At 39.8% G+C, this 14,165-nt stretch carries 16 protein-coding genes and 1 other annotated feature; of the genes, 1 reads left to right on the plus strand and 15 read right to left on the minus strand.

Annotated elements, in window-relative coordinates; genetic code table 11:
* From FZC40_RS12235 to FZC40_RS12285, 11 genes are all read right to left on the minus strand, one after another.
* A partial coding sequence (locus tag FZC40_RS12235) for a YhgE/Pip domain-containing protein (RefSeq protein WP_187389067.1) occupies positions 1–856 on the minus strand: 856 nt, incomplete at its 3' end.
* A gap of 260 nt (positions 857–1,116) precedes the next feature.
* Positions 1,117–1,437: a thioredoxin gene (gene trxA / locus FZC40_RS12240; RefSeq protein WP_148604730.1), complete on the minus strand. Its 321-nt coding sequence runs from the start codon at positions 1,435–1,437 to the stop codon at positions 1,117–1,119.
* Between the two features lie 18 nt (positions 1,438–1,455).
* Positions 1,456–2,031 carry a flavodoxin family protein gene (locus FZC40_RS12245; protein ID WP_148604732.1) on the minus strand — a complete coding sequence of 192 codons (576 nt, stop codon included), beginning with the start codon at positions 2,029–2,031 and terminating at the stop codon, positions 1,456–1,458.
* 238 nt (positions 2,032–2,269) lie between these two features.
* Complete coding sequence (locus tag FZC40_RS12250; RefSeq protein ID WP_148604734.1) at positions 2,270–2,764, minus strand: YdbT family protein; 495 nt, start codon at positions 2,762–2,764, stop codon at positions 2,270–2,272.
* A gap of 95 nt (positions 2,765–2,859) precedes the next feature.
* Positions 2,860–3,021: a rubredoxin gene (gene rd, locus FZC40_RS12255; protein WP_148604737.1), complete on the minus strand. Its 162-nt coding sequence runs from the start codon at positions 3,019–3,021 to the stop codon at positions 2,860–2,862.
* 181 nt (positions 3,022–3,202) lie between these two features.
* On the minus strand, positions 3,203–3,370 hold the full coding sequence (locus FZC40_RS12260; protein WP_148567920.1) for a 4Fe-4S binding protein: 168 nt from the start codon (positions 3,368–3,370) through the stop codon (positions 3,203–3,205).
* Positions 3,371–3,429: 59 nt separating this feature from the next.
* The gene (locus FZC40_RS12265; protein WP_148604740.1) at positions 3,430–4,278 is read right to left on the minus strand and encodes a PSP1 domain-containing protein; all 849 of its coding nucleotides are present in this window, start codon (positions 4,276–4,278) and stop codon (positions 3,430–3,432) included.
* A 5-nt stretch (positions 4,279–4,283) separates the two neighbouring features.
* Positions 4,284–5,270 carry a DNA polymerase III subunit delta' gene (gene holB / locus FZC40_RS12270; protein WP_148604742.1) on the minus strand — a complete coding sequence of 329 codons (987 nt, stop codon included), beginning with the start codon at positions 5,268–5,270 and terminating at the stop codon, positions 4,284–4,286.
* 24 nt (positions 5,271–5,294) lie between these two features.
* The gene (locus FZC40_RS12275; RefSeq protein WP_148604744.1) at positions 5,295–5,603 is read right to left on the minus strand and encodes a DUF2007 domain-containing protein; all 309 of its coding nucleotides are present in this window, start codon (positions 5,601–5,603) and stop codon (positions 5,295–5,297) included.
* Positions 5,596–6,300: a dTMP kinase gene (locus FZC40_RS12280; RefSeq protein WP_148604746.1), complete on the minus strand. Its 705-nt coding sequence runs from the start codon at positions 6,298–6,300 to the stop codon at positions 5,596–5,598. Before FZC40_RS12280 ends, FZC40_RS12275 begins: the two co-directional genes overlap by 8 nt.
* A complete protein-coding gene (locus FZC40_RS12285; RefSeq protein ID WP_148604748.1) occupies positions 6,290–7,738 on the minus strand; it encodes an aminotransferase class I/II-fold pyridoxal phosphate-dependent enzyme in 1,449 nt (482 codons plus the stop codon). The genes FZC40_RS12280 and FZC40_RS12285 overlap by 11 nt, the downstream gene beginning before the upstream one ends.
* 119 nt (positions 7,739–7,857) lie before the next feature.
* Between FZC40_RS12285 and trxA (FZC40_RS12290) the strand changes: the two genes are divergently transcribed.
* A complete protein-coding gene (gene trxA / locus FZC40_RS12290; protein WP_148567930.1) occupies positions 7,858–8,184 on the plus strand; it encodes a thioredoxin in 327 nt (108 codons plus the stop codon).
* Between the two features lie 68 nt (positions 8,185–8,252).
* Here trxA (FZC40_RS12290) and metG read toward each other — a convergent pair whose 3' ends face one another.
* The 4 genes from metG to dnaB all read right to left on the minus strand — a co-directional run bounded on the left by metG (position 8,253) and on the right by dnaB (position 14,155).
* On the minus strand, positions 8,253–10,190 hold the full coding sequence (gene metG / locus FZC40_RS12295; protein ID WP_148604750.1) for a methionine--tRNA ligase: 1,938 nt from the start codon (positions 10,188–10,190) through the stop codon (positions 8,253–8,255).
* Between the two features lie 74 nt (positions 10,191–10,264).
* Positions 10,265–10,498, minus strand: a binding site (T-box leader).
* A gap of 51 nt (positions 10,499–10,549) precedes the next feature.
* Positions 10,550–11,371: a 16S rRNA (cytidine(1402)-2'-O)-methyltransferase gene (gene rsmI / locus FZC40_RS12300; protein WP_337959678.1), complete on the minus strand. Its 822-nt coding sequence runs from the start codon at positions 11,369–11,371 to the stop codon at positions 10,550–10,552.
* Between the two features lie 22 nt (positions 11,372–11,393).
* Positions 11,394–12,782 carry an NAD(P)/FAD-dependent oxidoreductase gene (locus FZC40_RS12305; RefSeq protein WP_148604754.1) on the minus strand — a complete coding sequence of 463 codons (1,389 nt, stop codon included), beginning with the start codon at positions 12,780–12,782 and terminating at the stop codon, positions 11,394–11,396.
* Positions 12,783–12,799: 17 nt separating this feature from the next.
* Positions 12,800–14,155: a replicative DNA helicase gene (gene dnaB / locus FZC40_RS12310; RefSeq protein ID WP_207706726.1), complete on the minus strand. Its 1,356-nt coding sequence runs from the start codon at positions 14,153–14,155 to the stop codon at positions 12,800–12,802.
* Positions 14,156–14,165: the final 10 nt, after the last annotated feature.

A 14,165-nucleotide genomic window follows, 5' to 3' on the forward strand; every position in this document is an offset into this window, starting at 1 on the left:
CAGCCGTATAGGCCTGAATTCCGTCGTCCAGCTGGTCCGTTCCCGCCGCCAGGGTCTGGGCTCCGATATTCAACTGGGCCGAACCGCTTTTAAGGGTGCTGAGGCCGGTATTGAAATCAGAGAATTTCGAAGCAAACTGCGCGGTTCCGGACTGCAGGGTCTGGGATCCGTCGGCCAGGGTTTGGGTTCCATCCGCCAGCGTCTGAGTGCCATCCGCCAGGGTCTGCGAACCATTCGCCACGGTCTGGGATCCGTCTGCCAACGTCTGGGACCCGTCCACCAACTGGGACGATCCATCCGACAGCTGGGTCAGCCCGTCATTCAAGGTTTCCAATTGTCCGGGAACTTCGGCCACCTGATCCGTTAAATGATTGACAATTTCCGCCGATATATTCTCTCTGAGACTTGTTTCCATTTGCAGGACGGCCCGGCTTAAAATCTGGCTGGCCAGATAATTGCGCTTTTCATTGGCCGAGAACGTAATGGTTGCCGTCTGTTTGGTTTTATCGGCCGCCGAAGCGATATCGCTGGAAAAATTACTGGGAATACTAATCATTGCATAGTATTTTGTTCCCTCCGTATTGATGGTGGCATCTGTTTCATTGGTGACAATATAATCAAATGAACCGTCATCCTTTAATTGATCAACAAATTCATTCCCCAGATTTCGCTGTTCATTATTAATGAGGGCCCCTGAATCATTGTTGACAACCGCAATGGGTAAACCTTCAAGTTTTGAATAAGGATCCCAAAAGGCACTGAGATAGAAATAACTATACATAAGAGGTATGATGATAACCCCGATAATGACAGCGATCCGTTGAATATTCCGTTTAGTCATACTTTTTTTGTTCATAACCGACTCCTTTTCTTTTGCTTCATGCAGTATAGCACTCTGTATTATCATTGTAATTAGACTATTAGTCTCCAATGTCTGATAATACGACAAAATCTTTCAATTGTCTATGTACAAAAGCATCATTCAGAAAGGTAGTCGTTTTCATTTGAATCGCTATTTTTCGCAAACAAAATAGATGCCGGTACTCATCAGTTTGCAACATAAAAAAAGACCACTTCTGCTTTAGAAATGATCTCAATTTGATTGCCTAATTTTATTTATCCTGCATAATAGTTTAACTTATCCACCAAAACATTTTTAGATTGAAGACCAACAATGGTTTCAACAACTTGGCCATCTTTAAATATCTTCATTGTCGGAACACTCATTACCTTGTATTCTTTAGCGAGTGCCTGACTCTGATCAATATCAACTTTAACTATCTGCACTTTATCCTTTAACAAAACGGATACTTCTTCTAAAACTGGGGCGAGTGCTTTGCAGGGTCCACACCATGTCGCAAAAAAATCAACCAATATTACACCTTTACTGTTTAGTACCAATTCATTAAATCCATTTTGATCTATTACTTTTGCCATCGTCTTTTTCTCCTTTAATTAATTCTCGTTATCAGCAACGATTTCGTTAACTTTTTCACCAATTTTCTGAAGGCTTTCCAACCCATTTTTATTTTCTAATACACTGACTTCATCAGTATGGGAAAACTTAACATATCCAATTTCTTCACAATTTAGGTATTTTTTATACCATTCAAGCGTGTTTTCCATTGCCTGAAATTGTCGTGGATAATGTGGTGCACCACCAACGCCAATCACCACCAACTTCTTCTTTTTTATAATTGAACGATCTTTCAGATTGTACAACATTTGGGTGCGATCAATCAGTGCTTTTATTTTAGACGGGAATGCGCTAAAATAAATAGGACTTGCAATAATCAATAAATCGCAAGTTTCTATTCTTTTATAGACATCTGGCATCGCATCATCTTTGATGATACATTCTCCCTGGTGCTCCACACAATAATCACAGGCCTTACAAGGTTCGATTTTTATTTTATTAACATTATATAGATGTAATTCATAATCAGCATCAATTTGTTTTAAAAAAAAGTCCAATGCTTTTTGGGTATTATGACCGTTTCGATGACTTCCCATTATTGCTACAATTTCCATTTCGTTTTTCCCTTCTTTCATTAATCCTATACTATTTAAAAAGTATTATACCCGATTTACGATCATAATAACAATAACATTATTTCCTCATTTGACATATTCAGCTAATAAATTCTCCTTTTCAAAAAATAAAAAAACCGAAGCTGTGTGAAAGCATTCGGTTTTTTCTAAAAACTTTGAAAGAGGGTAACTTGTTATAACTAAATAATACTCTATTAAGCTTAAGTCTTCCTTAAAGCTATCTTATTTTGACTAGTTTTTTTAAAGAATCATAGAAATTTCCCGAACATTGTATTTTTATCGAGCAAATTTTTCCTTGTCCTTCATAGAGAACAGTATATTTTCGTTTTCCTTCAATATTTGTCAAGGTGAAGTTTTGTTTTGTACCTTCGACTTTTACGACATCTTCTATTGGGAGTATTTTTTTTATATCATTGATTCTAATTTCTGAAACTGTTTTTTTAAAGAATACTATTTTTCGATCAATGATTAATCGATCGTGGGTAAGTACCATTTCAAAACTTGTAGTAACATAACGCAATGATAATAAAAACAAAATAATCATCACAACCAAACAAACAATGCCTATAATTGTTTTTAACTGATAATCCGCTACGTTGTTGATAACCCGGTTATAGAAAAATGTATAACCAACAAGAACCAGCATCATTATTATTAATGTGGGGATACTAATTTGTTTACTCTCCAGAATTTCACGTGCTTTAACTGACATAACTCCTCCATTATTCTATATTGAATTTCATTATACCTCAATGATCCCATAAAAAAAAGAGCTTAAGCCCTTTTTTATGGGATCATTGACTGGATTTAATCTTCTAATGAAAAGTCATCTTTATCTACACCACACAATGGACAAATCCAATCATCCGGCAGATCTTCAAAGGCTGTTCCTGGATTAATTTCATTATCTGGATCCCCAAGTTTCGGATCATACATGTAGCCACAGATATCACATACATATTTTTGCATTCTTTCCTCCAGCAGATATTCATAATATCTAAATTTCTTTCTTCTATTCTTCTAATTTATATACCCAGATGATTTTCATTCTAACACAATTATTTTGAAAAACTTAGCATCAAAACTCTCATAGCAAAGTTAAAGGCACCTTTTAGATTTCTCTAAAAGGCGCCTTTTTTAACTTTGCTAACTATTCCTGGACAATTGCTTCTACTGGACATTGTTCTGCACATGTACCGCATTCGGTACATTTATCTGCATCAATAACGTAGATATCGCCTTCAGAAATTGCTTCTGACGGACACTCATCCGCGCATGAGCCACAAGCAATACATTCATCTGTAATTCTATAAGCCATCGAAAATCCCTCCTTTTAGCATTTACAACATATTTATTATATCCTTTTTTGTATTGAAATCAAGATGATTCTTTGTCTTTTTTGACTTTTTCGTATTTTTTTACTTCGATTTCCTCTAAAAGATATTTTTTTACCTCAGTTTCATCTTTATTAACCTGTATTTTAACGAAAACGGTTTCTTGAAGTATGCTTAGCTTAAATACTTCGCCTTCTCCGTCTGCAGTAATAACTTTTTGTCCGACCTTTGGCAATTTCTTGGAAACCGTTTCATAAAATTCTTGCTCATAGGTTAAACAGCATAACAGACGTCCGCAAATGCCTGAAATTTTTGTGGAATTCAAAGATAAGTTTTGCTCTTTGGCCATCTTTATAGATACCGGCGTAAAGTCGCCTAACCATTGGGCACAGCAGGTAGTCCGACCGCAGACCCCTAATCCTTTAAAGATTTTTGCTTCATCACGAACACCTATTTGTCTAAGCTCAATTCGAACCTTGAATATCGATGCCAGGTCTTTCACCAGCTCTCTAAAATCGACTCGTCCTTCCGCAGTAAAATAAAATATCGCTTTTTTTTGGTCAAATGTGTATTCCACATCGATCAGTTTCATTTCCAGCTTATGTTTTTTTGCCTTTGTGATGAAAATTTCTCTTGCATCAACTTCATTCCGCTTAAGTTTTTCATATTCAAGGGTATCTTTTTCTGTGGCCTTGCGAATAACCGGTTTTACCGGTGCTACAATCTCTTCATCATCGACTTCTCTTGCTGTTAAAGCGATTTCTCCATATTCAATTCCTCTGACCGTTTCAACGATAACCGGATCAAACTGATTAAACACAATATCTAATGGATCGAAGTAATATATTTTTCCAACCTTTTTAAATCGTACACCGACGACTGATTTTCCCATTGGATTTATCCTTTCTGAATTTTCATTATCTTAATGAAACACTTTTCCCATTGCAATCTTAAGTTAACATTATATTGTATTGTCGCCATCATTTCAAATAATGTTTTAATAATGGCTATATTTTTTTCATTTTGAAGTATTTTATGAAACTCAATCTGTATTTTATTTGGTTTTGCCTCGCCTGGCAGCGGATGTCCTTCCAGCAGAAGGCCTACTTCATAAAACCAATTAATTAAAAACTCAAGTATCCCCTGGCTGGTTATTTTATCCTTTGACAAGGCTTCTGCTAAAGAAAAAACTTTAATCTCATTCCCTCTCAAAAGGCTGTAAATCTCTCTGAGATAATGGATTCTTTCTTCTCGTATCTCACGGTTGGTTAAAAGATAATATGCCATCCCCGGGGAACCCCCGGCAGAAAGAGCCGCTTCACTAATTGCCTGCTCGTCAAACTCCGTTTCTTGCTGAAAAATTTTTTCGATTTCTTCACTCGCAAGCGGCTGAAAATGATAACTTTGACAGCGGGACCGAATCGTTGGCAAGAGCGATTGAGGATGGCTGGTTAAAAGGATAAAGATATTATAACTCAACGGTTCTTCCAGCGACTTTAGCAGACTATTCTGGGCTTCCGGCGTCATTGTTTCTGCGCCATCAATAATTACAATGCGCCAATTTCCAGAGTAGGGTTTAACCGACAAATCGCTGATCATTTCCCGAATCTGGTTAATCTTAATGCTGACCTCTCCGGTTTTAGGCGTAATCACATTCACATCCGGATGATTTTCGTGATCAATCTGAATACATACCGGGCAATGCCCACACGGTTTCTTTTCAGTATCTAAACAAAGAAGCGCTTTGGCAAATTCTTTAGCGGCTTTCTTCTTTCCAATCCCATCCATTCCGGAAAAAAGATAGGCATGGCCAACCGCGCCTCCAGCTATTTCTTTTTCTAGATGGTTTGTAATGGTTTGATGTCCAACTATTTTTTCAAACATTATTTTTCCCCCAATTAAACCTACTTAATTAGGCTTGTTTTTTTCCTCATCCTCTTCGTCGCCATTCTGTGCCAGCTCTAATTCTTCATCCAATTCAGCATTAAATTTTTCATAATCCAGTAGCATCGCCGCTTCGTCATAGTCGCTATCTCTTACAAATACTTCAATATGTGCCGGGGTAAAATTTCCCATAAAAATACTTCGGAGCGGTCCACCAAACCCTTTTTCTTTGGTAATCACCGGAATGCCATTGACACTTAGATAATTTTTTAGCAAAAGAAATTCAATATCAGTGGCGGCCATCGTTAAATATATATATTGATCTTCAATCATTTGATTGACTCTCCTTTGTCTTTATACAATTCCAAATTTCTTCATGAATACTTTCAATGCTTCTTAATTTTCCCTGGTGAACACAGTTAATTTCTGTCCATCCATATTCATGAACCAAGGCCAAGGCGCTTTTATATGAATCCCTTAAATGCTCAGGACTTTTCTCATGAATATCTTTTTCCTGTTTTCCGGTTATTTTATTGTTACGATTTTTCATCAACTCTTCATTAATTTCCGGAGGAATGTTTAAAAAGAAAACCTGATCCGGAATGGGTAACCCATAGAGGTTAAATTCATAATCCCAGAGCCAATCGAGAAATTTTTTCCGCTCTTTTTCATCGCGAATTTTACCAGCCTGATGAACCATATTTGAGGTTGTATATCGATCAGCCAATACCGTGCCACCCTGGTTTAAAAAATCCTCACCGTCTTCTTTGTAAGACGCGTATCGGTCAGCTGCATAAAAAGTCGATGCGATATAAGGACTTACCGTACTGGGATCTGCTCCAAAGGCCCCACTTAAGTACAATTTTACCATGGCTGAGGATTCTTTGTCATATCTTGGATAAGAAACCGTCATGACTGTTTCTCCCTGTTTCACCAACCGATCATAGAGCAATTTGGTTTGAGTTTCCTTGCCGCTGCCATCCACCCCTTCAATGACCATAAGCTGGCCTTTATGTTTTTTATGATTCATGAATTGCTCCCTTTTCTTTAAGTAATAAAAGTTCCCGATTCCCATCGATTCCCACCACCGCCACGCCTTGATCCAATAAGTGGCTTAAATAGGCCAGTATTTCCGGTGTCATTCTGCTCCCCGGCAGCAATACCGGTATTCCCGGGGGATAGGGAATAATAAACGCTGCTACTAAACGTCCTTGGGCATCTTGTAAGGATTCTCTTTCCGTAGCATCAGAAGTGAGTGCTTCCCATAAGGAAACTTCCGTTTTTATCGATTCGGTCAACCGATTTTCTTGAGCTTGACCATTCTTCTTTCCAACCGGTCTTCCGGTAAAATCGCGAAGCTTAATCTTATCATTCAACTCCCAAACGGCTTGAGTTAAACGCTCTAAATCTTCTGATGTGGTCCCCATCCCGGTCATGGCCAATACATCATCATCACCTGACATTTCACATTGTATGCCATATTCTTCTGAAAGCAACGTTTCTACTTGTTCTCCTGATATTCCCTGAGTATGAAAGAGCCATTTGCTGCGGTCATAACCGGTGTCTGATTCCACTTCATCATATAACGTGATCGGAGCACTTTTTTCCTGATTTTGACAGAATCTCCGATGCGCTTGAATGATGCTTTCAAATACGGCTTCCCCTTTTTCACAGGCCATATCCACCGCTTCTTCAACAGAAATCATTAAGGGATAGCTGGGGGATGAGCTTTGCAGTAAAGCAAGGAATGATTTTATCCGCTGCCGATTAATCCGTTCTCCTTTGAAATGGATCAAAGCGCTTTGGGTAAACGATCCTAAAATTTTATGGGTACTTTGAATCACCACATCAGCTCCTGCTGTTATCGCATCCATAGGCAGCTTGTTATTAAAATGCAAATGCGCGCCATGAGCCTCATCCACAATCAGAAATTTCCCCTTCCTATGAAGCAACTCGGCGATGGCCTTTACGTCACTCGTTGTTCCATAATAAGTTGGATTGGTTAGAACCATCCCTGCTATTTTCGAATTTTCTGACAGTGCTTTTTTTACACTTTCCAGCTCTATTTTTTGTGCAAAGCCCATATCCTTTTGAATTTTCGGATTGATAAAAACTCCTTCAATTCGGCCTAAAGCCAAGGCTCCAAATACTGATCGATGACAATTTACCGGCACCAGAAGTTGATCTCCGGATACACACGCTCCCAAAATGGCGCTGTGTATCCCCGTGGTCGTTCCATTTATTAAAATTGCAGCTTCATCACTGTTATAGATTTTTGCTAATTTCCTTTGTACAGTTCCAATCACACCATGGACATCATGAAGATTGTCTGCACCCGGAATTTCGGTGATATCATAGGCATAAAAATCGAAGTCTCCCCCTCGTCCTTTATGTCCCGGCATGTAAAAGCGCCGCTTATTCTTTTTATTTATTTTTTCCAGTTCTTTTTTCAATATACTTTTGTTCATTTCTCTATTTTAACACAAAGGCTTTCTTTTAATAGCAGAAATTTATCTTTTATCCTTTTATCTTTACCAGAATTATTATATAATATGTGAGCAAATACAATTTATAAGGAGTAATAAAAATGTCCAATGAAAAAACGATTAACATCAATATGGAAAATTTCGAAACCGAGATCTTATCCTATAATGGAGCGGTCATGGTGGATTTTTGGGCAGAATGGTGTGGACCTTGCAAAGCACTGTCCCCAACAATAGACGAAATTGCTCTGGCACTTCCTGACGGCATGAAAGTATGCAAAATCAATGTGGATGAAAATCAAACACTTGCCCAACAGTTTAGAGTCATGAGTATTCCTACCGTCGTTTTCTTTAAGAACGGTGAAGCGGTGAATCGTTTTGTCGGCGTTCGTGAAAAGAGCGAATATATTGATGCGATAAAAAGCCTTTAAAATTCAACTTATTCTTAAAAGCACGCAATGGCTAATCAGCCATTGCGTGCTTTTTTAAATAGTAATTATTAGGAAACTTTTCCACCAGATGGAATACCCTCAACTGTTACCAGAGATAACTTTTTGCCTTTTGTAGCCGCCAAAATCATGCCGTTGGATTCGATGCCACGAAGGTTTACCGGTTTTAAGTTTGCTACCAAAATAACTGTTTTCCCAACCAGTTCCTCGGGTTTGTAATATTTAGCAATTCCGGATACCACCTGTCGTTTTTCCAATCCTACCATTAACTGCAGCACCAGTAATCGGTCTGCATCGGGATGCCGTTCGCAGGCCACTATTTCAGCCACTCGAAGCTTCACCCTGGCAAAATCATCAATGGTGATGAGTCCTTCTGGAAGCGCTTCTGAATTTTCTTTTGCTGCTTTTTTATTTTCCGTTTTTTTGTTTTCCTTGGTTGCTTCTTCTTTCTTATTGAATTCAATTCTGGGGAATAAGGCTTCGCTCCGTTTGACTGCAATCCCCTCCGGGAATCCTCCGAATTTTTGAATGCTTTCCCAGGTCAGACAATCACTTGGACAGTTTAACTGAACTGTCATTTTTTCTGCCGTTTGGGGCATAGCGGAAGAAATAAGGACAGTGACAATCCGCAGGCATTCGGTTAGATTATACATAACCTGAGCAAGTCTTCCCTTCTTTTCCGGATCTTTACCCAATACCCATGGTTGGGTTTCATCAATATACTTATTCGAACGGGAGATCAGCTTCCAAATTTCCTCTAAAGCTCTACTGAAATCAAGCTTGTCCATGTATTCACTAACCACTTCAGGTGTCTTTTTTGCCAATTCGATCAGACTGTCATCAAATTCACCCTTCTCGCGTTCTGCCGGGATGATCCCATCAAAGTACTTTTCTGTCATCGCTAAGGTTCGACTGAGCAAATTCCCTAAATCATTGGCCAGATCTGAATTAATATGGCTGACTAAAAGATCTTCATTGTAAACGCCATCAGAACCATAATTCATTTCTCGAAGGACATGATAACGCAAAGCATCGACTCCGTATTTATCCACTAATGTCACAGGATCCACAACGTTACCCACAGATTTCGACATTTTTCCGCCTTTTAAGAGAATCCAGCCATGTCCGTATACTTTTTTTGGCAGCGGCAACTTTAATGCCATGAGAATAATTGGCCAATAAATCGTATGGAAACGAATAATATCTTTTCCGACTAAATGAACATCTGCCGGCCAATATCTGTTCATTAAATCTGGTTTATCGTTTAGGTAGCCGAGGGCAGAAATATAGTTGGGAAGGGCGTCAATCCATACATAGACGACATGTCCGGGATCAAAGTCCACCGGTACGCCCCAGCTGAAAGAGGTTCTGGAGACACACAGATCCTGAAGACCCGGCTTAATGAAATTGTTGATCATTTCATTTTTTCGGGATTCCGGCTGGATGAAATCCGGATTTTCTTCGATGTATTTTAACAGATCATCCGCATATTTTGACATTTTAAAGAAATAAGCTTCTTCCGATGCTTTTTCCACCGGTCGTCCACAATCCGGGCAATTTCCGTCCACTAACTGACTTTCTGTCCAAAATGATTCGCAAGGCGTACAGTACATGCCTTCGTAGTTGGATTTGTAAATATCCCCCTGATCATAGAGTTTTTTAAAAATCCGTTGAATGGTTTTCTCATGTTCGGGATCCGTGGTTCGAATAAACTGATCATAATTAATATTCATTGTGTCCCAAAGATTTTTAATTCCTGCGACAACCCCATCCACATACTCTTTTGGCGACACACCTGCTGCTGCTGCTGCCTTTTCAATCTTTTGCCCGTGTTCATCGGTTCCTGTTAATAAGTATGTGTCATACCCTTTCAACTTTTTAAACCGGGTTATGGTATCCGCCGCCACAGTGGTATAGGTATGCCCAATGTGGAGATTCCCGCTAGGGTAATAAATCGGGGTTGTGATGTAAAATGTTTTATCTGACATAATTTTCTCCTTAATTTTTTGTTTCTAAATTTCAAAGCTCACTGAACTTTGTTCGCAAAAAAAACCTTCGTCCAATCAAGGGCGAAGGTTTCGCGTTACCACCTTAGTTCACATCATTCTCACAAATAATGCCTTCATAAGTCTATTAAACTTTAAGTTTTATCGCTTGCAAGCGGTTTGAGTTTAGCGTTTTCCTCACTCACACTTACTCCAAGGCCATCTTCAATACTTTTTCTGTCACCGGCTTTCACCTGTTCCGGCTCTCTTTAGACAAGTCCAGCATTTACTCTTCTCTTCATCATAATTTTATATTTGGTTATTCTTAATTATACTGTAAATTAAAATATTTTCAAGCGCTTTTATCGCTTGACAACATTATAAACATCTCGTTTCGAGATGCCCCGATCCTTGGCAACCTGTTTCATGGCCTCTTTTTCGGGGATTCCTTCATTTATATAATGAGCTAAATGGTCTGCTATACTTAACCCCTCAATTTCAAGGTTTGTAATGGTGCGCGCTTCATCATCGGTTTTTCCCTCAATACAGAGAACGTATTCCCCTCGGGGTGTATGCTCCTGATAATACTGATTGTGTTCCGATATGGAGCCATATATAGTTTCTTCGTATCTTTTTGTTATCTCCCTGGAAATGCTCATTTGACGATGACCCAAGCCGAATTTTTCCAAGGCCTCCAGGGTTTTTGTCAAACGATGGGGGGATTCATAAAGAACGGTGGTAACCTCCGCCTCTTCAATCCGTTTTAAGCCCTCTTTAATGGCTTTGTTTTCTTTGCCTAAAAAGCCAAGAAACAGAAATGCCCGTGTATCCAAACCGGAAAGTACTAAACCGCAAAGCCCGGCATTAGGTCCCGGAACCACCTCCATGGCAATACCATTTTCGACGCAGTTCTTTACTAGAACCGATCCCGGATCTGAAATAAGAGGCATCCCGGCATCCGAGATAAGAGCTATATTCTGCCCCTGCTTTAAAAGCGCTATCAGGCCTTCACTTGATTTTTGTTCATTATGCTGATGATAAGCCACCATTTTTTTAGGAATTTCAAAATGATTAAGCAATTTAATGGAATGTCGGGTATCTTCCGCTGCAATCAGATCCACCTCTTTGAGCACTCTTAACGCTCGAATGCTCATATCGTCTAAATTACCAATGGGGGTTCCCACAATATAAAGTTTCCCTGTCATATTAATCGTTATAGAGATTTCGCGCTACATAAACACCATTAGCGGATGCCTGCATCAAGCCTCGGGTTATCCCGGCACCATCTCCCAAAACATAGAGATTCTTAACACTGGATTGGAAGTTTTCATCCACCGTCACCTTGTTTGAATAAAACTTCACTTCAACCCCGTATAACAAGGTTTCATCACTGGCAAGACCTGGTGATACATGATCCAACGCCTTAATCATTTCGTCAATATCCTTCATGATCCGATACGGAAGAACGAGACATAAATCTCCGGGTACTGCATCAATTAAAGTTGGTCGAAGATTATTGCGTAAAAGGCGCTCTTCTGTCGTCCGTCGACCTCTTAAAAAATCACCATAACGCTGTACCATAATCTTATTACCGGTTAACATGTTTCCCAGACTGGCAATGTGCTTTCCATAAGCAACGGCTTCATTAAACGGTTCTGTAAAACTCTTCGATACCAACAACGCAAAATTGGTATTGTTGGTTTTTAAATTGTCCGCTTTATAGCTGTGACCATTTACCACTGCCAGGTGATTGTCATAATATTCCGTCGACACCACACCTCCGGGATTTGAGCAGAAAGTACGAACGCTGTCATCAAAAGTTGGGGTATAATAAACCAGTTTTCCTTCATACAAGGCGTCATTAATTTCCTGCATAACCTCATTACGTGTTTCCAGACGAACGCCAATATCAATTTTACCGACCTTGGTTTCCACCTTGTATTCATCACACATGGTTGTGAACCACTCCGACCCGTCTCGGCCAACCGCAACAAGCACCTTGTCGGCAGTATAAGTTTCGTCTTTTGCCACAGCCCCCACCACCGTGTTGTCTTCAACGACTAATCTCTGGACCGGTGTTCTAAATTTAATTTCAACGCCTAAATCGTTGATTAAATAATTCTGAATCCGTTGATAAATGGTATAGCCGACCTCGGTGCCCATATGACGTACCGGACATTCAATGAGTTTTAAGTTGTTTTGAATGGCTTTAGTTCGAATCTCTCTTATTTTTTGAGGATTATCTAGTCCGTGAACCCGTTTATCTGCTCCAAACTGAATGTAAAGATCGTCAACATATTTTATCAGATCAACCGTATTATTATAACCAATGTACGCTGGAAGCTCACCGCCAACATCTGGCGACAGCGATAGCTTCCCGTCAGAATAAGCCCCGGCCCCGGCAAAACCAGTTGTGATATTACAGGGGTTGCAGCCCATACACTTATTTGTTTTTCGTTTGGGACAAATTCGTTTTTCGATGGAATTTCCTTTTTCCAGCATTAATATTTTTAAATTTTTATTTTTATTTTTTAATTCCATTGCTGCAAAAATACCGCTTGGTCCTGCACCAATAATAATGACATCATAATTCATTGTATCACTTCCTTTAATTAAGCAAACACATCCGGTCCATAATCCTCTTCATTAAATCCTACCGCTAAATCGTTGAATTTTGTATACTCTGGAATCCATGCCAACCGAATGGTTCCCGTCGGGCCATTACGCTGTTTGGCAATGTTTATCTCGGCAATGTTTTTTAATTCCGGATTTTTTTCATAATAGTATTCCCGGAACAACAGCATCACCACATCCGCATCCTGTTCAATCGATCCTGATTCTCGTAAATCCGACATAACCGGATGATGATCGGTTCGTGCATCCGGAGCACGACTCAACTGAGATAAGGCAATCACAGGCGCATTCATTTCTCTCGCCAGCGCTTTTAATCCTCGGGACATTTCAGAAATTTCATTTTGGCGATTTTCAGTTCTTCCGCCTCCACCCATTAGTTGTAGATAATCAATGACGATCAAATCCAGCGACTTCTCTGTTTTCAACCGGCGACATTTTGAACGTACTTCCGAAACGGTAATTCCCGGCGTGTCATCGATATAAATACTGGCCCCATAGAGCGTATTATAACCAACGACTATCCGCTCCCAGTCTTCCTTGGACAAATTTCCCGTTCGCACGTTATTGCTGTCCACTAGAGCTGTTGCACAAAGCATCCGTTGTACCAATTGTTCCTTGGCCATTTCCAAACTGAACACTGCCACTGAACAATTGTCTTTCACTGCTGCATTTTGAGCAATATTAAGCGCAAAGGCCGTTTTCCCCATGGAAGGCCGTGCCGCTACAATAATCAAATCCGAAGGCTGTAATCCGGAGGTAATATGATTCAACTCCGCAAAACCGGTTTCGATACCCGTAAGCTTTCCTTTATTGCTTTCAATTGCTTCAATTTGAGAAAGCGTCGTGCTGAGGGTCTCCTGAATGCTCTGAAAGTCTCCGGTTCGACGGCCCTGGGAAACTTTGAAAATTTCCTGCTCCGCTCGATCAATGACATCCCCAACATTATCGTAGTGCCCATAGCTATCTTCTAAAATTTGAGTCGCTGTATGAATCAGATTTCGGACAACCGCTTTCTCATGAACAATTTGACAGTATTCCACATAATTTCGATTAATTGGCACCATCTCAATCAGTTCGCTGAGATAGCCAATTCCTCCGATTTTATCAAGCACGCCCCGATTTCTTAAGACATTGATCAAGGTAACCGTATCGATCGGTTTTCTTTCGTTGTGAAGATCCAGCATACACTGATAAATTTCTTTGTGTGCCCCCCGATAAAATTCATCTGGAGATAACAGCTCTTCAGCCCGGGCAATATTCGACTCCTCCATGAGGATGGCACCTAAAACGGATTGTTCTGCTTCAATATTATGTGGGGGAACTTTTGGATTCATCACACTTGGC

This window comes from Acetobacterium tundrae (genome assembly GCF_008086615.1).
Taxonomy (GTDB): domain Bacteria; phylum Bacillota; class Clostridia; order Eubacteriales; family Eubacteriaceae; genus Acetobacterium; species Acetobacterium tundrae.